The 22,156-nt window shown below is 70.4% G+C and carries 26 protein-coding genes and 1 riboswitch; of the genes, 14 read left to right on the forward strand and 12 right to left on the reverse strand.

All coding sequences use genetic code 11. From position 1 onward, the window contains the following. Window positions 1–5: 5 nt before the first annotated feature. The 3 genes from ABZ382_RS28845 to ABZ382_RS28855 form a co-directional block, all read right to left on the reverse strand. Window positions 6–872 (reverse strand): ABC transporter ATP-binding protein, encoded by an 867-nt coding sequence (locus tag ABZ382_RS28845; protein ID WP_357095177.1) that lies wholly within the window; start codon window positions 870–872, stop codon window positions 6–8. After that, entirely contained in the window at window positions 869–1,900 is a 1,032-nt protein-coding gene (locus ABZ382_RS28850; RefSeq protein ID WP_357095179.1) for an iron ABC transporter permease, read from the reverse strand. Before ABZ382_RS28850 ends, ABZ382_RS28845 begins: the two co-directional genes overlap by 4 nt. Window positions 1,901–1,933: 33 nt before the next feature. Then, a riboswitch (cobalamin riboswitch) is annotated at window positions 1,934–2,067 on the reverse strand. Window positions 2,068–2,196: 129 nt separating this feature from the next. Continuing rightward, window positions 2,197–2,781, reverse strand: a complete 585-nt coding sequence (locus ABZ382_RS28855; protein ID WP_357095181.1) for a TetR/AcrR family transcriptional regulator C-terminal domain-containing protein — start codon at window positions 2,779–2,781, stop codon at window positions 2,197–2,199. 110 nt (window positions 2,782–2,891) lie between these two features. Between ABZ382_RS28855 and bioB the strand changes: the two genes are divergently transcribed. The 4 genes from bioB (at window position 2,892) to ABZ382_RS28875 (ending at window position 5,266) form a co-directional block, all read left to right on the forward strand. After that, entirely contained in the window at window positions 2,892–3,929 is a 1,038-nt protein-coding gene (bioB, locus tag ABZ382_RS28860; protein ID WP_357095183.1) for a biotin synthase BioB, read from the forward strand. A gap of 140 nt (window positions 3,930–4,069) precedes the next feature. Further along, on the forward strand, window positions 4,070–4,285 hold the full coding sequence (locus ABZ382_RS28865; RefSeq protein ID WP_213561023.1) for a hypothetical protein: 216 nt from the start codon (window positions 4,070–4,072) through the stop codon (window positions 4,283–4,285). Continuing rightward, window positions 4,285–4,995: a DUF2567 domain-containing protein gene (locus ABZ382_RS28870; protein WP_357095187.1), complete on the forward strand. Its 711-nt coding sequence runs from the start codon at window positions 4,285–4,287 to the stop codon at window positions 4,993–4,995. Before ABZ382_RS28865 ends, ABZ382_RS28870 begins: the two co-directional genes overlap by 1 nt. A gap of 88 nt (window positions 4,996–5,083) precedes the next feature. Beyond that, window positions 5,084–5,266, forward strand: coding sequence for a hypothetical protein (locus tag ABZ382_RS28875; protein WP_357095189.1), 183 nt, complete (start codon window positions 5,084–5,086; stop codon window positions 5,264–5,266). Window positions 5,267–5,440: 174 nt separating this feature from the next. Here ABZ382_RS28875 and ABZ382_RS28880 read toward each other — a convergent pair whose 3' ends face one another. Then, the gene (locus ABZ382_RS28880; protein ID WP_357095192.1) at window positions 5,441–5,806 is read right to left on the reverse strand and encodes a DUF1801 domain-containing protein; all 366 of its coding nucleotides are present in this window, start codon (window positions 5,804–5,806) and stop codon (window positions 5,441–5,443) included. A 65-nt stretch (window positions 5,807–5,871) separates the two neighbouring features. Then, entirely contained in the window at window positions 5,872–6,366 is a 495-nt protein-coding gene (locus ABZ382_RS28885) for a hypothetical protein (protein ID WP_357095195.1), read from the reverse strand. A 139-nt stretch (window positions 6,367–6,505) separates the two neighbouring features. On the opposite strand from ABZ382_RS28885, the gene ABZ382_RS28890 reads away from it, so the two are divergent. Further along, entirely contained in the window at window positions 6,506–7,027 is a 522-nt protein-coding gene (locus ABZ382_RS28890) for a hypothetical protein (RefSeq protein ID WP_357095197.1), read from the forward strand. A gap of 23 nt (window positions 7,028–7,050) precedes the next feature. Here the strand turns inward: ABZ382_RS28890 and ABZ382_RS28895 are convergent, their stop codons facing one another. The 3 genes from ABZ382_RS28895 to ABZ382_RS28905 all read right to left on the reverse strand — a co-directional run bounded on the left by ABZ382_RS28895 (window position 7,051) and on the right by ABZ382_RS28905 (window position 8,555). After that, window positions 7,051–7,182 (reverse strand): hypothetical protein, encoded by a 132-nt coding sequence (locus ABZ382_RS28895; protein WP_357095200.1) that lies wholly within the window; start codon window positions 7,180–7,182, stop codon window positions 7,051–7,053. A gap of 24 nt (window positions 7,183–7,206) precedes the next feature. Further along, complete coding sequence (locus tag ABZ382_RS28900; protein WP_357095203.1) at window positions 7,207–7,701, reverse strand: hypothetical protein; 495 nt, start codon at window positions 7,699–7,701, stop codon at window positions 7,207–7,209. 95 nt (window positions 7,702–7,796) lie between these two features. Further along, complete coding sequence (locus ABZ382_RS28905; RefSeq protein WP_357095205.1) at window positions 7,797–8,555, reverse strand: NUDIX domain-containing protein; 759 nt, start codon at window positions 8,553–8,555, stop codon at window positions 7,797–7,799. 77 nt (window positions 8,556–8,632) lie between these two features. Between ABZ382_RS28905 and nadA the strand changes: the two genes are divergently transcribed. The 3 genes from nadA to nadC are packed head-to-tail and all read left to right on the forward strand — an operon-like array spanning window position 8,633 to window position 12,299. Then, entirely contained in the window at window positions 8,633–9,664 is a 1,032-nt protein-coding gene (gene nadA, locus ABZ382_RS28910) for a quinolinate synthase NadA (protein ID WP_357095208.1), read from the forward strand. Window positions 9,665–9,697: 33 nt separating this feature from the next. Continuing rightward, entirely contained in the window at window positions 9,698–11,410 is a 1,713-nt protein-coding gene (locus ABZ382_RS28915; protein ID WP_357095210.1) for an L-aspartate oxidase, read from the forward strand. A gap of 28 nt (window positions 11,411–11,438) precedes the next feature. Next, window positions 11,439–12,299: a carboxylating nicotinate-nucleotide diphosphorylase gene (gene nadC, locus ABZ382_RS28920; RefSeq protein WP_357095213.1), complete on the forward strand. Its 861-nt coding sequence runs from the start codon at window positions 11,439–11,441 to the stop codon at window positions 12,297–12,299. A 71-nt stretch (window positions 12,300–12,370) separates the two neighbouring features. Here nadC and ABZ382_RS28925 read toward each other — a convergent pair whose 3' ends face one another. From ABZ382_RS28925 to ABZ382_RS28935, 3 genes are all read right to left on the reverse strand, one after another. Further along, window positions 12,371–12,553 (reverse strand): hypothetical protein, encoded by a 183-nt coding sequence (locus ABZ382_RS28925; protein ID WP_357095216.1) that lies wholly within the window; start codon window positions 12,551–12,553, stop codon window positions 12,371–12,373. An 85-nt stretch (window positions 12,554–12,638) separates the two neighbouring features. Continuing rightward, window positions 12,639–13,151 carry a TerB family tellurite resistance protein gene (locus tag ABZ382_RS28930; RefSeq protein ID WP_357095219.1) on the reverse strand — a complete coding sequence of 171 codons (513 nt, stop codon included), beginning with the start codon at window positions 13,149–13,151 and terminating at the stop codon, window positions 12,639–12,641. Between the two features lie 191 nt (window positions 13,152–13,342). Continuing rightward, complete coding sequence (locus ABZ382_RS28935; RefSeq protein ID WP_357095222.1) at window positions 13,343–14,521, reverse strand: winged helix DNA-binding domain-containing protein; 1,179 nt, start codon at window positions 14,519–14,521, stop codon at window positions 13,343–13,345. Between the two features lie 120 nt (window positions 14,522–14,641). Between ABZ382_RS28935 and ABZ382_RS28940 the strand changes: the two genes are divergently transcribed. From ABZ382_RS28940 to ABZ382_RS28955, 4 genes are all read left to right on the forward strand, one after another. Beyond that, the gene (locus ABZ382_RS28940) at window positions 14,642–15,616 is read left to right on the forward strand and encodes a prolyl oligopeptidase family serine peptidase (RefSeq protein ID WP_357095225.1); all 975 of its coding nucleotides are present in this window, start codon (window positions 14,642–14,644) and stop codon (window positions 15,614–15,616) included. A 134-nt stretch (window positions 15,617–15,750) separates the two neighbouring features. Next, on the forward strand, window positions 15,751–16,695 hold the full coding sequence (locus ABZ382_RS28945; RefSeq protein WP_357095227.1) for an NAD(P)-dependent oxidoreductase: 945 nt from the start codon (window positions 15,751–15,753) through the stop codon (window positions 16,693–16,695). A gap of 100 nt (window positions 16,696–16,795) precedes the next feature. Then, a complete protein-coding gene (locus ABZ382_RS28950) occupies window positions 16,796–17,671 on the forward strand; it encodes an arylamine N-acetyltransferase (RefSeq protein ID WP_357095230.1) in 876 nt (291 codons plus the stop codon). A gap of 267 nt (window positions 17,672–17,938) precedes the next feature. After that, window positions 17,939–19,513, forward strand: a complete 1,575-nt coding sequence (locus ABZ382_RS28955) for a protein kinase (RefSeq protein ID WP_357095233.1) — start codon at window positions 17,939–17,941, stop codon at window positions 19,511–19,513. 88 nt (window positions 19,514–19,601) lie between these two features. On the opposite strand, the gene ABZ382_RS28960 is transcribed toward ABZ382_RS28955, so the two are convergent. Beyond that, window positions 19,602–20,453, reverse strand: a complete 852-nt coding sequence (locus ABZ382_RS28960; RefSeq protein ID WP_357095234.1) for a helix-turn-helix transcriptional regulator — start codon at window positions 20,451–20,453, stop codon at window positions 19,602–19,604. A 146-nt stretch (window positions 20,454–20,599) separates the two neighbouring features. Here ABZ382_RS28960 and ABZ382_RS28965 point away from each other — a divergent pair, with 146 nt between their 5' ends. Both ABZ382_RS28965 and ABZ382_RS28970 read left to right on the forward strand, forming a co-directional pair. Continuing rightward, window positions 20,600–21,646 carry an aldo/keto reductase gene (locus tag ABZ382_RS28965; RefSeq protein WP_357095237.1) on the forward strand — a complete coding sequence of 349 codons (1,047 nt, stop codon included), beginning with the start codon at window positions 20,600–20,602 and terminating at the stop codon, window positions 21,644–21,646. A 41-nt stretch (window positions 21,647–21,687) separates the two neighbouring features. After that, a complete protein-coding gene (locus ABZ382_RS28970) occupies window positions 21,688–21,975 on the forward strand; it encodes a putative quinol monooxygenase (RefSeq protein WP_357095240.1) in 288 nt (95 codons plus the stop codon). Window positions 21,976–22,156: the final 181 nt, after the last annotated feature.

Genomic DNA, 22,156 nt, shown 5'->3' on the forward strand with positions numbered 1-22,156 from the left:
CTTGTTCACGAGTTGGCCTTTCGTCCGGTGATCACGAGGTGGGTGCCGCCCGAGTCCGGATCCGGAACCCGGCGTGCCAGCACGCCGAACACCTCGTCGAGCACGTCGGGCCGCAGGGCGACGCCCGGCGGTTCGAGGGCGTGGGCCCGGCCGTCGTCGAGGACCAGGATCCGGTCGCAGAAGCGGTCCGCGAGGGTCAGGTCGTGCAGGCTCATCACCACGGTCCGCGCCAATTCCCGGGTCAGCGCCAAGAGTTCGAGCTGATGGGTGATGTCGAGGTGGTTGGTCGGCTCGTCCAGCAGCAGCACCGGCGTGTCCTGGGCCAGCGCCCGCGCCAGCAGCACCCGCTGCCGTTCCCCGCCGGACAATCGCCCCACCGCGCGCCCCTCGAACCCGGCCAGATCGACCCGCGCCAGCGCGTGCTCGACCGCCGCGCGCTCGTCCGGTCCGCCCGCACCCCACGGCGGCAGGTACGGCGTGCGCCCGAGCGTCACCAGCTCGCCCACCAGCAGATCGGCGGGCGGCGTCTCGTCCTGCCCCACCACGCTCACCAGGCGGGCCCGCTCGCGCGCCGAAACCCGATGCACCGCACGCCCGTCCACGGTCACCGCACCCGCTGTCGGCGCGATCAACCCCGCCAGGGTGCGCAACAAGGTGGTCTTGCCCGCCCCGTTGGGCCCGACGATCCCGACCGTCTCGCCGGGCAGCACCTCGAAATCGACGTCCGTGACGACTGTGTGCCGCCCCGCGGCGCACGCCATTCCGGCGACCCGCACCGCGCCCGCGTCCGGATGCCGACCGGGGCGTTGCCTGCCGCCGGTCCGCCACCGGCCGAGCCGATTGCGGATGGAGCCCTCGCGGTCGATCGTCATGCCGCACCGAACCGGTAGGTACGGCGGCCCATCAGCAGCAGGAAGGCGGGCGCGCCGATCAGGCCGGTGAGGACTCCGACCGGGATCTCGGTGGGGCGCACCAGGACCCGGGTGGCCGCGTCGGCGATGACCAGGAACGTCGCGCCGCAGAGGGCGCTCGCGGGCAGCAGGGCGCGGTGGCGCGGGCCGACCAGCAGGCGGGCGGCGTGGGGGACCACCAGGCCGACGAAGCCGATGCCGCCGGAGACGGCCACGAGAACGCCGACCAGCACCGCCAGCAGGACGAACAGCGCGATGCGCAACTCGCGCACCGGAACTCCGATGGAGGCGGCGGTGTCCGAGCCCAGGTTGAGCGCGTCGAGCCAGTTGGCGGCGAGCAGCAGCGCGGTCAGGCAGGCCGCGACCACGCAGCCGGGCAACAGGATTCGGGTCCAGTCCGCGCCGGAGAGGCTGCCCAGCAGCCAGAACAGCACCGATTGGGCGGCCGAGGGATCGCTGCTGCGGAAGATCAGGTAGCTGCTGAAGGCGGCGAAGGCCGAGCCCAGCACGGTGCCGGTGAGCACGAGACGCAGTGGCGTGAGGCCGCCTTGGGCCAGCGCGATGAGGAACACCGCGGCCGCCGCGGCGAAGGCCCCGGCGAGCGCGCCCGCCGACAGCGCCCAGAGCCCGGCCCCGGCGAACATCCCGGAGGTGATGACCGCCGCCGCGCCGACGCCCGCGCCGGAGGAGACGCCCAGCAGGTAGGGGTCGGCGAGCGGATTGCGGACCAGGGTCTGCATGGCCGCGCCGGCGACCGCCAGGCCCGCGCCGACGATGGCGGCGAGAACGGTTCGCGGCACCCGCAATTGCCACACGATGGTGTCGAGCCCGAGATCTGCGTGGATGGTGCCGGTGAGACGGTCGCGCAGGACGGCGAGCACCTCGCGGACCGGAATCGTCTCCGCGCCGAAGGCCGTCGCGACGATCATGGCCACGACCAGCAGCGCCCCCATGACGGGCAGGGCGAGCGAAGTCCGCGCGCGGCTCATCGCGGTAGCTCCTCGGGCATGACGCGGCCTCTCCAGAGTGTTGCGCGGCGGGGGAGGTCTGACTCGCACCGGATCCGGTGCTCACAGTGGCGCGACCGCTCCGGTTTCCCACCGGATTCCCGCACCCGCCGATACTGACGAGGGGAACCCTACCGTCCGGAACCTTTGTCGGTTCCGACTGGTCGGTTCATCGAGGTACCCAGCCCTGATTCGCCCGCGCCCGAACCCGATTCGTCGATGCTCGCGCCCGCCGTTCGCCGGAGCCCGCGCAAGTCATTCACCGGTGCCCTCGGAGGTCAGCGGATCCGCGAACCGAGCAGATGCCGCACGCCGCTCACGAACAGCTGCAATCCGAAGTCGAATCGCGCGGTGGCGTCGGGCATGTCGTAGAGCGGCGAGTTCTCCTCGGTGAGTGCGCCCGCGGAGTCCATCTGGATGCGCGACTGCTCGTCCACCGTCTGCCCGAGCACGTAGTACAGCAGCGTGTAGGCGGCCAGTTCGGCCTCCTCGCGCGTCATGCCCGCGCGAATCGCGGCGCTGGCCAGCCGTTCCCGGCCCTTGCTGGTGGTGAGGCGGGACGCGTAGGTGGCCGAGACCAGTTCGGCCCCGTCGCGGTAGGCGAGCAGGCTCTCGCGCAGCCGGTGCGCGAGTTCGGTCATCTGCTTGGACCATTCCTCGGCCCGGACCGGTTCGTCCATGGGCGCGAGAATGCGGTCGGCGACCGCGCCGAGCAACGCCTGTTTGTTGGGGAAGTGCCAGTACAGCGCGCCGGGCTGGACGTGCAGCGAGGTGGCCAGGCGGCGCATGGTGAGATCCGCCAGTCCGTACTGGTCGAGGATGGCGATGGCCCCGTCGACCACGTCCGTGCGATGGAGTTGCACTGAAGAATCCGACCCTCTCGTGTTCCGGCTCACGTTCCGGGCTGCTAGCCTACCCTGAACACCGTTCAAGTTGCTCGGTCACACGGCCGGACGAAGGGATTCCCGCGGACATGACCCAGGTAGCCGTCACCACCGAAGCCGGTACCAACGCAGGCGATGACATTCTCGCCATCGCTCGCGAGCAGGTGCTCGAGCGCGGCGTCGGCCTGACCCAGGAGCAGACCCTCGCGGTCCTGCGGCTCGGCGACGAGCGGCTCGAGGAGCTGCTCGGCCTGGCGCACGACGTCCGCATGAAGTGGTGCGGCCCCGAGGTCGAGGTCGAGGGCATCATCTCGCTCAAGACCGGCGGCTGCCCCGAGGACTGCCACTTCTGTTCGCAGTCCGGCCTTTTCCAGTCGCCCGTGCGCGCCGCCTGGCTCGACATCCCCTCGCTGGTGGAGGCGGCCAAGCAGACCGCCAAGACCGGCGCCACCGAGTTCTGCATCGTGGCCGCGGTGCGCGGTCCGGACGAGCGCCTGATGGCGCAGGTCGCCGCGGGCGTCGAGGCCATCCGCAACGAGGTCGACATCCAGGTCGCCTGCTCGCTGGGCATGCTGAACCAGGAGCAGGTGGACCAGCTGGCCGCCATGGGCGTGCACCGCTACAACCACAACCTGGAGACCGCGCGCTCGCACTTCCCGAACGTGGTCACCACCCACACCTACGACGAGCGCTGGGAGACCCTGCGCATGGTGCGCGAGGCCGGCATGGAGGTCTGCTGCGGCGGCATCCTCGGCATGGGCGAATCCCTGGAGCAGCGTGCGGAATTCGCGGCCGACCTGGCCTCGCTGGAGCCCGACGAGGTGCCGCTGAACTTCCTCAACCCGCGCCCGGGCACCCCGTTCGGTGACCTCGAAGTGCTCCCGGCCGCCGACGCGCTGCGTGCCGTCGCCGCCTTCCGTCTCGCCATGCCGCGCACCATCCTGCGTTTCGCCGGCGGCCGCGAGATCACCCTCGGCGACCTGGGCGCCAAGCAGGGCATTCTGGGCGGCATCAACGCCGTCATCGTCGGCAACTACCTGACCACCCTGGGTCGTCCGGCCGAGTCCGACATCGATCTGCTGGGCGAACTCAAGATGCCGATCAAGGCGCTCAACGAAACGCTCTGAGCGAAATCCACTGAGAGAAAAAGGGGGTTCGGGGCCAATGCCCCGAACCCGTCTCGTACGGTAGGGGTGCGGGGGTTTGCATTCCCCTGGACCTGATCTGCCCGCCGAGTTCGATACGCGAAGGATCCATCGAGGTGGTCGTGGACATCGAGGAGCGCTACAACCCTTTCACGGGCAAGCGAGTCGTGCCGGGGCTGGACGATCCGGTACCCCCCGCGGCGGCCCTGGGCCTGGAGCCGCCGCGCTTCTGTGAACAATGCGGACGCCGCATGATCGTGCAGGTCAGCCCCGACGGCTGGTGGGCCAAGTGCTCGCGCCACGGGGTGCTCGACTCCACGAGCCTGGAACACCGCTAGTGGCAGCCACATTCGCCGCCGAGCCGGGCGGACTACGCGTCGAGGTATTGATGCGGGAAGTGCGTGCGGCGGCGGCGGTGTGTGCCATGCTCGCCGCGGTGAGCGCCCTGGCCGGGGTGGCGTGGGCGTATCTCGCTCCGGCGGAACAACTGCTGGTGGTCGAACCCGATCGCGGCACCGCGCTGACCGGTGAGAGCCTGCACCGTTTCGACGCGCTCGCCATCTTCGTGCTGATCGGCATCGTGCTCGGCGTGCTCGGCACGGTCGCGGCCTGGCGCTGGCGGCGGGTGCGGGGCCCGGTTCTGCTGACCGGCATCATTCTCGGTTCGGCGCTCGGCGCGTTCCTCACCAAGGTGGTCGGCGAGGCGGTGGCCGAGCAGCGCCATGTCCGCCCGAGCAATCCGCCGATCCACACCATCGTGGAATTCGCGCCCTCCGTGGAGGGTTGGGCCGCCCTCATCGCGCAGCCCCTGGCCGCCGCGGTGGTGATCCTGCTGCTGGCGGCGCTGAGCACCTCCGACGATCTGGGCACCGGCGAATACCTACCCTTCGGCGGCGCGCGCCCCGACCCGGTGATCGTCGCCCCGTCCCAGTACGGCTCCGCCATCCTCTACGGTCCCTACCCCGGCAATTCCGCTGCGCCGCAACCCCATGCCCCCCGCGGGCCGGTGGTCCCGTTCGAAGCCCCCGAGCCCGACGCGCCCCGCTGACCCGAATCCGGCAATAATCGCTGGACCACGCGTGTTGTACCCCCTACCGTGTTCGCGACCACGGATTCGCACCACCCAGGGGGACCCCATGAAGACCGCACCGCCGGGTAAACCCGCGTCGGCCGACGCCGCCGCCCCGGCCGAGCGCCCGGACCTCACCGCCTGGCGTCACCGCCACGAACTCCGCAGATCCAATGCGTCCCAGCCGATCCCGAGCGCCCGCCGCTACCGGCGCACCGCCAAGCACCGGGATCGTTCCCGGGACGACTAGCCGATCATTTGCCGCCGCCGCCCGAGCATGCCGAGAACGTGCTGCTGCCCGACTGGCAGGCGAAGCGCCGCACGGCGTCCTGGTTGCGCCGGATGAATGCCTCGGGCGAGTTGATGTCGATGATGGCGATGGTGACGGTGCGGGCCCATTGCCCGCGATGCGCTGGTAGCCCGATCAGCAGACGGTGCCGCGGCTCGCGGCTGTCGCCTCGAGAATCGTTCGCAGCAGCGGGAAGTCGATGGCTTCGGGCTTGCGGAAGCGCAGGCACCCTTTGCCCATGTCCTTGGTGTCGAGCTGTTCGGCGAAGGCCTCGCGGATGTCGCCGCGCATGAGATAGAAGGAGATGTACTGCTTCTGGCTGGCGAACGCGATCTCGGCGATACCGTCGCGCTCGTAGACCGGCATACCGAAATCCATGTCCTCGTGGAATCCGATGAGGGTGTCCCGGCACAGTTCGCGCAGCCGGGTCAGGGCCGGTCGCCGGTCCTCGGCCAGCTCACCCAGGTAGTCGTCGACGGTGTTCGCAGTACTCCGTGGCATGCTCCCAGCGTATGCCGACAGTTAGCTGAACGGGGCGGCCGCCAGCGTGGCGCGGGTGATCGTTCTCAATGCACGTCCCCTCCGGCAATCGGGCACCCGGCGGAGATGGTGGCGCTGCCCGTCTTGCACGCGAGGCTCCGCACATATGCTCCGGCCCGCTGGGTGAAGGCTTCCAGCGAGTTGTTGTCCATGATCTGGACGGTGACCGACTGCGAGTCGCTGCCCTGCTGCACGGTGATGGTGTTCGGCCCAGCCGTCTGCGGGACCCACAGGATCTTCAGCTCCCCGGGTTCGATCGTGCCCGATGTCGGCGTCGGCAGGGCGGCGGCGATCGTCTTCCCGTTGACGCTGAGGGTGATCGGGGTGGTCATGTCGTAGGCGTACCCGATGACCTGGCACTGTTGCGCCGTCGCCCGGCAGGCCAGCAGGTCCGGACCGCCACCCACCCAGAGTGAGACGTGGCCTGTCGCGGCCGTGGCCGTTCCGGTCGAGAGTTGGACCGCCGCGGCCGCCAGCGCGGCCCCCACGGCGGCGTAGCGACTGGTCTTCTTGGTGTTCATGGCCGAGAAGTATTTTTGAATAACCCTTGTTTCACAAGGACTTTCGGGGACCCAGGTTTTCGGGGGATCGCGCACCCGTCCGCGGTGCGATGCCGGGTGTAGTGTCCGCTGAAGCCCGGATGACACACCAGGGGGAGCCATGCGGATACAGACCGATCATCCGATCGTCGATGCCGTGCTCGACCGGCACCGCGACCAGGTCGGCGCGTCGTTCCCCGCCTACCGCAATCACGTTCTGCGCGGCCTGAACTACCAGCGACTGCTGTTGGGGGAGCCGGTCCCCGATGTCGCGGCGCTGGCGTGGGCCGTGCACGACCTCGGCATCTGGACGGCCGGGACCTGGGATTATCTCGACCCCTCCGCCGATCTGGTCACCGCGCACGCCGCCGATTTCGGTATCACCGATGTTGGCACCGCGCGCCGCCTGGTCCTCGACCATCACCGGCTCCGCGCCGTCGACGACCGCCTCGTCGAGACCTTCCGCGTCGCCGACCGGATCGACGCCAGCCGCGGCCTGGTCCGGCGTCCGCTCACCCGCGCCGACGTCGAATCCGTTGTGGCCCAACTCCCGTACGAGGGCTTCCACGCCTTCCTGGCGCGTCGGGGTGTGGCGTACGCCGTCACTCACCCGCTGCGCCCGTTGCCCATGCTGCGCTGGTAGCCGATCAGCCGATGGTGGCGGGGTTATCGGGAGGCGAGATAGCCCAGGGCCGTGAGGATTTCGTGGACTCGATCGGCATCGCGGCGGTGGACGGCGATGTCGAGATCACTGTGCGGGCAGGCGTGGTGCAGGGCCAGGACATCGGCGGCTCGCATGGGATGCAGCCTAGGGCCGGCGGCTCAGTTGTAGTCGGTGACGAAGCCGAAGGTGAAGTGGTGTCCCTTGGCATTGCACGTGATCGCGCCGCGGAACCCGCTGCCGGTGCAGGTCGTGCCCGCGTAGGTGATGGTGGCGTCGGGACCGTAGGGCGAGTTCGAGCCGGGGGTGGGGCCGCCGCCGGTGAGCGCCGGGCTGCCCGAGCGGCCGTGCACGCCGATCGGGCCCAGCGCGGGATGAGCGGGCAGGAACGCCGCGTCGATGGTCAGGTTGGTGACCGGCAGGCCGTACCAGCGCAGGTCGATATTGGTCGCGTCGCAGCCGACGTCGCCGGTCGGCTTGATGGCGCAGCTGGCCAGGTTGGAGTAGCTGAAATAGACCGTGTCGCCGACGAGATAGGCGTTCGGATCGGCCACCACCGTCTCGGCGGACGCGACCGCGGATCCCGAGATCGACACGGCGGCCGCGGTCAGGGCGGCCCCGGCGAGGGCGGTTCCGATGCGCACGGATGCGGACATGGAACTCCTTCGATAGTGATCTTGGATGTTCATTCCACTATCGGGCGCAGCGCTTTTCGGGTTACCCGCCGCCGTTGCCACCAAAAATGGGGGCCTCAGGCGGGCGGGCGGAAGGCCGCGAACTCGTCGGTGACGCGGATCTCGGAGTCGGTGAAGCGATAGACCGCGGCGGGGCGGCCGCCGGCCCGGCCGGGGGAGGCGGTCTCGCCGGTCGGCGTGATCACCTTCCGGCGGGTCAGGACGCGCTGCAGGTTGGTGGTGTCGACGTCGTATCCCAGTGCCGCGCAGTAGATTTCGCGCAGCGTGGACATGGTGAAGGTGGCGGGCGCCAGCGCGAAGGCGATATTGGTGTAGGAGAGCTTGGCGGCCAGCCGGTTTCGCGCGTGCCGCACGACGGTGCCGTGGTCGAAGGACATGGTCGGCAGGTTCGAGACCGGATGCCAGCGGGTGTCGGGCGGCAGCACCGGTTCGGCGGTCAACGGCACCAGGCCCAGGTACGCCGAGGCGATGCGCCGGTCGCCGGGCACCCGGTCGGGATCGCTGAACACCCACACCTGTTCCAGATGGGTCAGCTCGCGCACATCGACCTTCTCGGCGAGCTGGCGCGCGGCCGAGGCGTCGAGGTCCTCGCCGTCGCGCAGGCGGCCGCCGGGAAGTGACCAGGTGTCCTTGGCGGGTTCGAGGGCGCGCTCCCACAACAGGACCGCGAGTTCGGTGCGCTGGCCGGGCGGGCACCGATCCGTGACCGCGCTGCGCCGGTCCCTAGCGCTCTCACCTGCACCGATGGTTTCCGGGAAGCGACGAACCTGGAACACGGCGGTGAGCGTTTCGTGGATGGTGCTACGATGGGCCACGTTTTCGATTCTAAGTCGAAAACCGTGTGGATGCGAATCGGCGAAGTTGCCGGGCGCATGAGAGAAGGAGCCATGCCATGGCTGCAGCAGTGGGCACGCTGACCGAGCGCATCGCCGACGGGCCGTCGGGGTACACCGGTGTGGAAGCCACCCCGGACTGGGCGGCGGAGATCAAGCGGCTGGCGCGCGAGCGCAATGCCACCATCCTGGCGCACAATTATCAGCTGCCGGAGATCCAGGACATCGCCGACCATGTGGGCGACTCCCTGGCCCTGTCCCGGATCGCCGCGGAGGCGCCCGAGGACACCATCGTCTTCTGCGGTGTGCACTTCATGGCCGAGACCGCCAAGATCCTCAGCCCGGAGAAGACGGTCCTCATCCCGGACGAGCGGGCGGGCTGCTCGCTGGCCGACTCCATCACCGCCGACGAACTGCGCGCCTGGAAGGCCGAGTACCCGGACGCGCTGGTGGTCTCCTACGTGAACACCACCGCCGCGGTGAAGGCCCTGACCGACATCTGCTGCACCTCCTCCAACGCCGTCGACGTGGTCGCCTCCATCGACCCCGACCGCGAGGTGCTGTTCCTGCCGGACCAGTTCCTGGGCGCGCACGTCAAGCGCGTGACCGGCCGCGAGAACATGCACATCTGGATGGGCGAGTGCCACGTGCACGCGGGCATCAACGGCGACGAGCTCAACGAGCAGGCGCGCACACACCCCGACGCCGAGCTGTTCGTGCACCCCGAATGCGGTTGCGCCACTTCGGCTCTGTACCTGGCGGGCGCGGGTGAGTTCCCGGCCGACCGCGTGCACATCCTGTCCACCGGCGGCATGATCGACGCCGCCAAGGCGGCGAAGTCCAGTCAGGTGCTGGTCGCCACCGAGGTCGGCATGCTGCACCAGCTGCGCAAGGCCGCCCCCGGCATCGACTTCCAGGCCGTCAACGACCGCGCGTCCTGCAAGTACATGAAGATGATCACCCCCGCCGCCCTGCTCCGCTGCCTGGTGGAGAACCGCGACGAGGTCCACGTCGATCCCGAAACCGCCGCCCTGGCCCGCAATTCGGTGCAGCGCATGATCGAGATCGGCAACCCGGGCGGCGGCGAGTAGCCACGCCCGCCCCGTCGGGGGAGGGATGAGCAAGTGAACACATCGATTTCGGTCACCTGGGAAGCCGAGGCCGACCTCGTCGTGGTGGGTGGTGGCGTGGCCGGGCTGACCGCCGCGCGCACCGCCTCCCGGCACGGGCTGCGGGTGCTGACCCTGAGCAAGGGCGGACCCACCGACACCTCGACCCAGTACGCGCAGGGCGGGATCGCGGTGGTCGCGCCGCACGGGGATTCGGTGGAATCCCATGTGCACGACACCGTGGTCGCCGGCGCCGGACTGTGTGATGTCGAGGCGGTGCGGTCCATCGTCGAGGGCGGTCAGCAGGCGGTCGACGCGCTGACCGACCTGGGCGCGGTCTTCGACCTGGGCCGCGACGGCGAGGTGTCGCGCACCCGCGAGGGCGGGCACAGCACCCGCCGCATCATCCACGCGGGCGGCGACGCCACCGGCGCCGAGGTGCAGCGCGCCCTGAACACCGCCGGACTGCCGGTGATCTTCGGGGCCGCCGTCCTCGACATCGTCACCGGACCCGAGGGCGTACGCGGTGTGATCGCGCTGTCGGACAAGGGCTTCGGCATCGTGCACACGCCCGCGGTCCTGCTCGCCACCGGCGGCCTCGGCCAGCTCTACGCGTGCAGCACCAATCCCGCGGGCGCGACCGCTGACGGCATCGCGCTGGCGCTGCGGGCCGGGGCGCTGGTCTCGGATCTGGAGTTCCTGCAGTTCCATCCGACCGTGCTGTTCACCCCCGGCGGTCTCGGCCGCCGCCCGCTGATCAGCGAGGCGGTGCGCGGCGAGGGCGCGATCCTGGTCGACTCCCGGGGCGATTCGGTGACCGCGGGCGTGCACCCGCTCGGCGACCTGGCCCCGCGCGATGTGGTGGCCAAGGCCATCGCGGCCCGCATGCACGAGCTCGGCGACGACCACGTGTACCTCGACGCCCGCGCGCTCGAGGGTTTCCCGCAACGTTTTCCGACCATCACGGCCTCGTGCCGGGCGGCGGGCATCGACCCGACCACCGACCTGATCCCGGTCGCGCCGGCCGCCCACTACCAGTGCGGCGGCATCCTCACCGACACCTCCGGCCGCACCACGGTGCCCGGCCTGTACGCCGCCGGTGAGGTGGCCCGCACCGGACTGCACGGCGCGAATCGCCTGGCCTCCAACAGTCTGCTCGAGGGCCTGGTGGTCGGTGAGCGCGCGGGTGTGGCCGCCGCGGAACGCCAGGGCATGTCGGCCCCGATCTCCGAGGTCGGCCCGCTGCGGTTCCAGCGCGCGGACCGGAAACTGTTGCAGGAGCTGATGACCGAACGCGCCGGGGTGGTCCGCGACGGCGACGGGCTGCGCGCCGCCATCCTGCGCCTGGTCGGCCTGGTCTCCGACAACGAGGCTCCCGACATCACCGTCGAATGGGCGCTGAACCGCGGTGCGGTGGACGAGGCCGACGGGTCCGGCGACCCGGCGCGCGTGGATCGGGCGGGCGTGCCCGCCGACGCGGCCGCGGCCTTCCTTCGCGACCTGGAGGATTCGGCCCTCACCCTCACCGCCCGCGCGCTGCTGGTCGCCGCGGCGGCCCGCACCGAGAGCCGCGGCTGCCACACCCGTTCGGACTATCCGGACCCGCGGGAGGAGCTGCGCCGCAGCACCACCGTGCGGCTGGGTTCCGACGGCCGCCCGAAGCTGGTCACCGAGGACGCGGAGGCGGCGCCCGCGTGGGGCCGCGCTGTGATCCCCGCCGCGTCGTGAGCGGCGTCAGAGAACAAGGAGTGCTGTCATGACCCTCGATGCCGGACTCGATCGCGACGAACTGGTCGCGTTGATCCGCACCGCCCTCGACGAGGATCTGCGGTACGGCCCGGACATCACCACCCTGGCCACGGTGCCCGCGGACGCGGTGGCCAAGGCGGGCATGGCTTCCCGGCAGCCGGGCACCGTCGCCGGGCTGGACGTCGGGCTGCTGGTGCTCGACGAGGTGCTGGGGGCGGGCAACTACGAGGTGACCGGGCGCGTGCCCGACGGCACCCGGGTGCAGCCGGGTGACACCGTGCTGAGCCTGGTCGCGCCGACGCGCGGGTTGCTCACCGCCGAACGCACGCTGCTGAATCTGGTGTGCCACCTGTCCGGCATCGCCACCGCGACCGCCCAGTGGGTGGACGCCGTCGAGGGCACCGAATGCCGGATCCGCGACAGCCGCAAGACATTGCCGGGCCTGCGCGCCCTGCAGAAGTACGCGGTGCGGGTCGGCGGCGGCGTGAACCACCGCATGGGTCTCGGCGACGCCGCGCTGATCAAGGACAACCACGTGGTGGCCGCGGGCTCGGTGGTCGCCGCGCTGCGCGCCGTGCGGGAGCTGGACCCGGACATCGAGTGCGAGGTCGAGGTGGACAGCCTCGAACAGCTCGACGCCGTGCTTGCCGAGGACGTGGAACTGGTGCTGCTGGACAACTTCCCGCTGTGGGCCACCCAGGCGGCGGTGCAGCGCCGCAACACCCGGTCGCCGCGCACCAAACTCGAGTCCTCGGGCGGGCTTTCACTGGACATGGCGGCCGATTACGCGGGCACCGGCGTCGACTACCTGGCCGTGGGCGCGCTCACCCACTCGGTCCGGGTGCTCGATCTCGGACTGGACATGTAGGCGGAAACCGTTGCGTCGATGCGGCCCCGGGGTGCCATTCGCCCGGGGCCGCGTCGCTGCTCGGAGCCGGTTCAGGCCCGGGGAATGGGCGGGTCGACGAGCCAGCCGATGCCCCCGCAGCCGGTGCACAGGATGGCCGAACCCGCCTCGGAATAGCCTGCGGCCCCGGTGCCTTCGCACCATCCGCAGTACCGCCAGCCCCGATTCGGGTGGACGGTGTCGAGCAGGATATTGAGAAACCCTTGGATCGCCATGCAGAGTGGATCCCCTCGCTGGGCAGCAAACGACCCAAGAATGCGGGACGGCTCCGGGCAATGTCCAGCAAAAGCCAGGGGGGCTTTACAGACCGAATTCCCGTGGGTCCAACCGCAGCACCTGACATGCCTCGCGAATCACCGTGGCCGCGTGTGCTCCGAGTTCGCCATCGGTTCGCCCCACCGTCAATCCGATGCGCAGCACAGCGGCCGCCTGGTCGGGATACTCGGTGGCCTTGGCGATCTGGGCCATCACGTAGGCGTGGCCGAACGCCGGATCCATGATGAGCCGGGCGCAGTTGTCCTCGAACCGGTTTCGCAGGTCCTCGGCGGGCCGGCGGCCGAGAATCTCGTGCGCCCCGACCATCTGCGCGACCCGCATCCGCGCCGCCGGATCGATGCGGCCGTCGGTCGCGGACAACACCGCGCACATGCCCAGCGCCGCATCGCGGAAGGCATCGCCCCACTGCTCGTCGAGCCCGCCCGGCAACCCGGTGAGATGCGGTGCGGGCCGCGCGTCGGGGGATCCGACGGGCGCGGCGGCGACCGGATCGGTGCGCGGGGCAGCCGGGGAGACCAGCCGATTCGAGAACGCCATGACACACACTCCGAAGAAATGGCCGAACCCGTGGACCTCCCCGAGTCCGGGCCCGGATCGTGCGAACAACACGGACGACAGTAACAGTCCGCCGTGGCGGGGCCCGCAGAAATTCTCCGAATACTCGCGCACAGCAACCGCGTTCGGCGCGCCTGTGATCATCGGGCGCGCTGCGTGCGGGGGCCGGACGGTCAGGCGGACAGTTCGCGTTCGAGCGGCGTGCGGAAGCGGGGGATCGGGCGGACCTCGCCGTACCAGCCGCGCAGCCGGTCGGCCTCGGCAGCGATGGCGCGTTCGGCGTCGGCGCCGACATCGTCGAGCAGCCGCCAGGCGATGTCGCCGTCCGGTCGCTGCGCCCAGCCGCCGACGATGCGGCCGTCCCACCACACCGACGGGCCGATATTGCCGTTGCGGTCGAACAGGGCGGGCTGATGCGGCCCCAGATACCAGTCGCGCGATTGCCAGCCCATCGGCGTGGGATCCAGCGCGGGCAGCAGGGCCGCCCACGGTTCCGGGGCGGGCGTGGGCTCCAGATCGTCGGCCAGCACCAGGCCGGTCTCACCGCCCAGGTCCACTTCGACGGTGTCCACCAGCGCCAGCGCCTTGCGGACCTCGCCCAGCGTCCAGCCTGTCCACCATTTGAGATCGCTCACCGGCGCGGGACCGAAGGCGCGCAACCACTTCCGGACCAGCTCGGCGCGAGCCTCCTCGACCGGCATGACCGCGATCCCGTCGGGCAGCCAGGATTCGATGGGCGCCCAGGTGTATTGGCTGCTGGACCAGGTTCCATTGGGCCGCCCGCGCACGATCCGGCCCTCGCAGCCGAGCGTGACCAGTACCCAGGTGGTGATATTGGTGGGCTTGGAGTACGGCTTGCCCGGCGCGGTGTCCACCTGGGTCCGCAGCTCGGGCACCTCCTTGCTCAGCTGCGCTCCCGTCGCCGCGCCGCGGGCCAGCAAGGCGTCGTGTGTCTTCTGCTCGACCGCGTTCCACCACTTCACGACATTGCCGGGCACCGCACCGGACTGTTCGAGATAGCGTCCGTAGGTCTTGCGCTGCTTGTGCGCCAGCGCGTCGGCGACCGCCGCCTGCAGGACGGGCACCAGATCGATGGGCGCGACGAACATGGTGCGCCGCATGGCCAGCATGCGCAGCAGGGTCCGGTCGTCGTAGAGCGATTTCTCCACGTGGCCGGTCTCCAGGTCCGCCGAGCGCGCCGCGACGGACAGGTACACGGTGGCCGGGTCGGTGGCGTGCAGGACGACCAGGGACCGCACGATCGACTCGACCGTGTCGCCGCGCTGCGCCGCCGCCAGCCGGTGCCGCACCCCGAGTCGAGCCCGCCGCTCCGCGGCATCCATCGAACGCATGGTCGAATCCTAGCCGCCGGCAGCCTGATTCGGGCACACCCCGCCACATCCGTTCCGGCGCGCCGACCGGCCCGGCGTGGGTTCCCGACCGGACCGCCCCGACATGCGACGATGCCGGACGTGCGTGCTCATCGGCGAGGGTTGCGGGTAATCGGTGCGGTCGCGGGCGTGGTGGCGGCGGTCATGGTCGGGCTACCGGGAATCGCGGGCGCGGCCGACGACGGCGTGTCCGTGCGGCCGATCAGTCTCACCGTCGACGGCGAGACCGCCACCGGCCGCGTCTACGAACCCGAGGGCGGGGCTCGGGCGCTCATCGTGGCGGTGCACGGCCACGACGGCAGCGCGAGCGACTTCCCCGACTACATGGCCTCGATCGTCAAGAACACCGGCGCCGCCCTGGTCACCATGGACCAGCGCTCCGACTCCGGTGTGTGGCGCACGGGGGAGTGGAACGTGTGGGCGGGCTGGCGCGACACCGTCGCCGCCACCCAGTGGTATCGCGGCGAACACCCCGGCCTCGGACCCACCGTGCTGTGGGGCTGGAGCCAGGGCGGCGTCACCAGCGGCCTGGCCGCCGCCTACGCCCCGCCCGGCACCTACGACTACTGGGTCGACACCTTCGGCCACGCCGGGGATCTCACCGCCTGGCTGGAGGCCAGCCTGGCCGGCAAGCAACTGCGGCCGGAGATCGAGCGCGATGCGGGCGGCTGTATTCCGCTGACCTGCCCGCAGGCCTACATCGACCGCTCGCCGGTGCTCATGCCCGGGCGCATCGACGTCCAGCGGACGGTGCTGGTGCACGGCACCGCGGACACGGTGGTGCCCTACACCAGTTCGATGGAGATGCGCGCCGCGCTGATGCTCGCGGGCAAGCGGGTGTCCATGTACACCGTCGTCAGCGGCCGCGATCTCGACGGCCGCGTCGTACCCGGCGAGCACGGCATCAATCCGGTGTTCTTCGAATCCGGTTGCGCGGTCATGCGACTGCTGCAGGGCACCGAACCCCTCGGCGGCGATCACGACTACACGATCGATGTCGGCGCGGGCGTCAACACCGCCCCACCGGCCCCGGCGAACGCCAAATGCGCGGCCTGACAACCGGTCCCGCGCGCGTCCGGTGGACGCTCCCGGCGCCGGGCCCCGCGCGGGCCGACCGCCGTGCCACACGATCGGGCGCCGAACACTAGGCTCGGCCCCGGCATCGGCAGGGCGAGACGGGATGAAGCGCAATGAAAGTCGTGGTGGCGGGAGCGACAGGGGCGATCGGGCGGCCATTGGTGACGGCGCTGCGCGCCCGCGGGCACCAGGTGTACGCGCTCACCCGCGACGGCCGCGGCGCGGAGGTCGCGCGGACGCTGGGAGCCACCCCGCTGGTCGCCAATGTGATGGATCGCTCGGAGCTGTTGCGCGCCACCGAACGGCTCACCGCCGACGCGGTCATCCACCAGCTCACCGCCTACCGGAACTCGCCGCCCACCCACTACCACTCGCCGGGCCTGCTGCGCACCAACGCTTTACGCGAGACCGGCGGCAAGCACCTGGTGGAACTGGCCCAGCGCGCCGGCGCGCGCCGGTACCTGACCCAATCGGTGATCTTCGGCTACGGCATGCGCGACCACGGCCCGCGGCCGGTGACCGAGCAGGACCACTTCGGCCGTATCCCCGGCGACGTCAACGACGGCCTCATCGGAGCGCTGCACGAGGCCGAACGCCACGCCTGGCGCGCACCCGGCATGGACGGAATCGCGCTGCGCTACGGGGTCTTCTACGGACCCGGCGCGTCCGCCTCCTTCACCCGCGCGCTGCGGCGACGCCTGTTCCCGCTGCCCAACGGAGCCACCGGGCACACGGGCTTCATCCATGTCGAGGACGCCGCCGCCGCGACCGTGGCCGCCCTCGAACGAGGTGTTCCCGGCCAGGCATACAACATCGTCGACGATGAGCCCGCCACCTGGGAGGCCATGTTCGACGCCGCCGCCGAGGCCGTCGGGGCGCGGCCGCCGCTGCGGGTGCCGCCGCGCCTGATGCGCATCTCTTCCCCGCTGACCGCGGCCCAGATGCTCGACTTCTCCCTCCGCCCCTCCAATGCCAAGGCCCGGGCCGAACTGCGCTGGGCGCCGCGCTATCCGAGCTACCGCGAGGGGCTGCGCACGCTGGCGCGCGTCCACGCCTGACCCGGCGGTCCGGTCGCGTCGGAACACAGCCGCGCCCACTACCGTTGATCTCCACGGAAGACGGATGATCCACGCGAATCGGGCGCGAAGGAAGGCAGTGATGAACACACCGGCGGACCCCACCTACACCTGGCTGGGCGCGGAGCTCGACCTCGACGCCTACCTGGACCGGATCGGATTCACCGGTGCGCGCACGCCCACCCTGGAGACCCTGCGCGCCCTGGTGCGCGCCCACACCACCACGATCCCGTTCGAGAACCTCGAGATCATCCTCGGTCGCGGCATCCCCCTGGACATGGAAGCGCTGCAGGACAAGCTGATCCGGCGGCGGCGCGGCGGCTACTGCTACGAGAACGTCGGACTGTTCGCGGCCGCGCTGGAACGGCTCGGTTTCGAGTTCACCGCCATGTCCGGCCGGGTCACCCTCGGCGCGACCGGCCTGCGACCGGCCACCCACGCACTGCTGCGGGTGAAGGCCGCCGACGACGACCGGCTGTGGCTGTGCGACGTCGGGTTCGGCTTCGGTCCCCTGGAACCGATCGAGCTCACCCCCGACCGCGGTGAATTCGGCGCGGGCGCATGGCGTTTCCGGCTGGAACGGACCACCGACGCGGTCGGCGGCGAGCTGTGGACGCTGTACCAGTTCGGGAAGGACGGCTGGGTGGACCGCTACACCTTCGCCATCACCCCGCAGTACCGCGTCGATTTCGCGGTCGGGAACCACTTCGTGTCCACCGCGCCGCGTTCGCCGTTCACCACGCGGCCCTTCGTGCAGCGCTTCCTGCCCGACGTTCACCACCAGATCGACGGCGCCACCTGGACCACGCACCATCCCGACGGTTCGGAGGAGGTGCGCGAGCTCGAGGTTGCCGAGCTGCCCAAGGTGCTCGCGGAGGTCTTCGATATCGAGCTCGATGCCGCCGATGCCGCCCGCTTGGTCCGCGCGGAGTGGCCGGCGGGGGTGAAAAGTAGCTGAACTCGGTCGGTGTGTGGGAGCAAACACGCACCAAACCGATCGGTATATGTCTGGTCATGCATGGGGCGCGACCAGCGCATACGCCAATCGAGTCACGGGCGGGTCGCCGACGGGCGGCGCAGATCTCATCGAGATCTCCGCCATATCTCACGCTGACGTCGGCGATCCGCGCGTCGCCCGCTACACTCGTGCGGGGAAACGCGCGGGCAACCGCATTGTCACAGTCATCTCGAAGAACCTCGGAGTAGTGCCATCGAAACCGGCCAAGTGATCGCAGGGCATTACCGCCTGGTCGAACGGATTGGTAGCGGCGGCACAGGTGTCGTCTGGCGAGCCGTCGACCAGCGGCTGGAACGTTCCGTCGCGATCAAGCAGATCCTCACCCAGCCGAGCCTCTCGGATGCGGACAAGGACATCGTCAAGCAGCGTGCCGCACGCGAGGCCCGCAACGCGGCCCGCTTCCAGCACCCCAACGCCATCGTCGTCTTCGACATCACCGAGCACGAGGGCGACCCGTGCTTGATCATGGAGTACCTGCCTTCGCAGAGCCTCGCCGTGGTGCTGTCCGCGCAGGGCACGCTGCCGCTGCCGCAGTGCGCGCGCATCGGCGAACAGGTGGCTTCCGCGCTGATCGCCGCGCACCGCGCCGGCATCGTGCACCGTGACGTCAAGCCCGGCAACATCCTGCTCGGCGACAACGGCGCGGTGAAGATCACCGACTTCGGCATCGCCAAGTCCAAGGGCGACGTCACCCTCACCGCCACCGGGCTCATCTCCGGCACCGCCGCCTACCTCGCCCCCGAGGTCGCCCGCGGCGCGGAACCGACCCCGGCCGCCGACGTCTTCGCCTTGGGCGCCACGCTCTTCCACGCGCTGGAAGGCGAACCGCCCTACGGCACCAACCCGAATCCGCTGGCACTGCTCTACGCCGCGGCCAACGGCCAGATCAGCGAGCCGCGCAATGCCGGTCCGTTGTCGGACCTGCTGCTCAGCCTGCTCAGCTTCGAGCCGGAGGACCGGCCGAGCATGCTCGACGTGCGCGACATCATGGCGGAATTCGCCGAGGTCGGCCCGGACGCCGAGGCTGCCCGGGTGTTCGCCGCCCGCCGCTCCGGCCCGATCACCCCGCAGGGGGGCGCCGCGCCGCGCCAGCAGACCCGGCAGATGGAACGCCGTTCGTCGGCCAACGCCGACATCCCGACCGGCGCCATGAGCCAGGCCCAGCTGCTCGAGACCCCGCCGCCGCGTCCGGTGCCCAACGGCGGCCCGCCGACCCGCAATCACCCCGCGCCGGAACCGGATTCGGAGTCGGGCGGCAAGAAGAAGCTGGTCTGGATCCTGCTGGCCGCGGTCGCCGTGGTGGCCGGCGGCATCGTCTACGGCATGATGGGCGACTCCGGCTCGAACGACTCGCCCGGCGCGGGCGGCGTCACCACGTCGGTGAAGGCCTCGACCTCGGCCAGCTCCACCAAGGGCACGCCCTCGGGCCTGGGCCAGACCAAGAGCGCCTCGACCGTGAGCGTGGGCAATGGCGCGGACGCCGTGGACAAGTTCTACGACGCCCTCACCTCGCAGCGGTACCCGGAGGCGTGGACCAAGCTCACCCCGGCCGCGCAGCAGGTGTACGGCAGCGCGACGGCGTTCCAGACCTATTGGACGGCGAACCCGGCCAGCCGCTACTCCATCATCGAGGGCGCGCGCGGGACCGACAGCAACAATGCCGATGGGTCGGTGGACATTTCGCTGGGCAGTCTGGTGACCAAGAACGGCGGCAGTAAGTCGGTGTCGCTGCGCGTGGTCGACAGCGGGGGCTCCCTGCTGATCGACAGCGACACCAAGTAGCGAGAGTCAAGATTTCGCGCCGCACCGGAACTCCGGTGCGGCGCTTTTCTTTTCGGAGGATCGGGCCCGAACCGATCGGGTGCCGCCGCTAGCGCTGCGCCGCCTGCTCAGCGGCCAGACCGGCCAGCAGGCGCAGGGCATCGGCGCTGGGGGAGTCCGGCTCGACGTGATGGGCGACCAGGGCCTGATCGGGATCGTCGGGCAGGCGCAGGGTTTCGTAGCCCAGGTCGAGGCGGCCCACGATCGGATGCCGGTAGATGTGGCGGCCGTGCGTCTTGTCCTTGAGCTCGTGGCGCTCCCACAGCGCGGCGAATTCCGGGCTCGCGGAGTTCATCTCGTCGATCAGCGCGGTGATGCGGGGGTCGCCGGGATTGCGGGCGGCGTCCACCCGCAGATAGGCCACCGTGTCCGCGGCCTTGTCGTCCCAGTCCTCGTAGAGCTCTTTCGCGCCCTCGTCCAGGAAGACCAGGTGCAGGAAGTCGCGCTGCTCGGGCGCGATCGCGCCGAAGTCGCCGATCAGGGCCGCCGCCAGTCGATTCCACGCCAGCACGCTGACCCCGCGGCCCACGATGTAGGCGGGCACGTCGTGCGCGGCGTCGAGCAGCCGCCGCAGACCCGGGCGCACCTGCTGCGCGGCGGGTGGCTCCTCACCCGACCACGGGCGCGCCAGCAGGTAGAGATGGTCGCGCTCAACCTGATTCAGGCGCAGCGCCCGGGCCACGGCGTCCAGCACGGACTCCGAGAACTGCAAGCTGCGGCCCTGCTCGAGACGCACGTAGTGATCGACGCTGACCCCGGCGAGCAGCGCCAGCTCCTCGCGTCGCAGTCCCGGCACCCGGCGGCGGGCCCCGTGCGAAACCAGGCCGACCTCCTCCGGGCTGAGCCGGGCGCGGCGGGAGCGCAGGAATTCACCGAGTTCGGCGCGACGGTCCAGGGGCATGACATCAGGTAACCACGCCGCCCCCTGGTTTCATCCTGGTCATGCGGTGCCCAGGCAGACGCCGCACTGTTTGCCGCTCCCGGATCGGACGAATGTAGTGCTCAGCGCCGCACACGACGGCGAGACAGACCCGAGGAGCACCCGCCATGACCTCCCTTCCCACCCGTCAGCTCGGCGTCACCGACATGCACATCAGCCGGATCGGATTCGGCGCGTGGGCGGTCGGCGGCGCGGGCTGGCGCTACGCCTGGGGCGCACAGGATGACGCCGGTTCGATCGCCACCATCCGCCGCGCTGTCGAAGCGGGCGTCAACTGGATCGACACCGCCGCCGTCTACGGGCTCGGCCACTCCGAGGAAGTGGTCGCCAAGGCCGTCGCCGGGCTGCCCGAGACCGACCGGCCCTTCCTGTTCACCAAGGCCGGACTGGTCTGGGACGAGAACGACCGGGCCGCCGCGCCCAAGCGCATCATGGCCGCCGCCAGCGTGCGCCGCGAGATCGAGGACTCGCTACGGCGACTGAACGTCGAGCGCATCGACCTCTACCAGGTGCACTGGCCCGACACCGGTGCCTCCCTGGACTTCTCGGACCCCGACAGTGTCGGCGACGCCGTCATCACCCCGCTGGCCGAATACTGGCAGACCATGGCCGACCTCGTGACCGAAGGAAAGGTCCGCGCCATCGGCCTGTCCAATCACGATGTGCCGCAACTGGAGCTCGCCGACTCCATCGCCCACGTCGACGCCATCCAGCCCCAGTTCTCCCTGATCAAACGCGCCGCCGCCGACGAACTGGCCTGGGCCGCAGCCCATCACACCGGCGGCATCGTCTACCAGCCGCAACACTCCGGCCTGCTCACCGGCGCCTTCTCCGTCGCCCGCGTAGCCAACCTGCCCGCCGACGACTGGCGCAAAGGCTTCCCGGAGTTCACCACCGACCTCGACCGCAACCTCGCCCTGGTCGAGGCATTGCGCCCCATCGCGGCCGCTCACCACACCACCGTCGGTTCTATCGCCATCGCCTGGACTCTCACCTGGCCCGGCGTCACCGGCGCGATCGTCGGCGCCCGCACCCCCGACCAGGTCGACGGCTGGATCGACGCCGCCACACTGGAACTGACCCCGGCCGACCTCGACGCCATCGCCACCGCCCTGCGCACCACGGGCGCGGGCGAAGGCCCGATCACCCACTGACCCCGCCCCGAGTACCCCACACCGACCCCGAGGAGCCCATCATGACCCTGCACGTCGTCGCCGAACTACACGTCACCCCCGGAAACGAGGACCGCCTCCGCACCGCCCTGGAAGCCATGATCGAACCCTCCCTAGCCGAACCCGGCTGCCTCACCTACCAGCCCTTCACCAACCCCAACGACCCGGCGCACATGGTCGTGGTCGAGCAATGGCAGGACGCCGCCGCCTTGGAGGATCACTTCAAGACCGACCACTTCCAACACGTGGCCGGTGTCCTGGAGGGCATCGTCGCCGAGCCCATGATCATCCGCCGCCTCATCGCCGAATAACCTTGCGACGCCCGGGCCCCCGCGCTTCTCACCGCGGGGGCACAGACATCATCGGCCAGCGAGGCCACATCTCTGGAGTGCCTGGAGAACGCCCTGTAATGCCGAATGCCGAGTGGCACATGGTGGAGGTGAATCTGGACAAAAGCCCTCCAGGATGTGCCCCTCGGCGACGATGGCGCTG

The sequence above is a fragment of the Nocardia sp. NPDC005825 genome (assembly GCF_040630175.1).
GTDB lineage: Bacteria > Actinomycetota > Actinomycetes > Mycobacteriales > Mycobacteriaceae > Nocardia.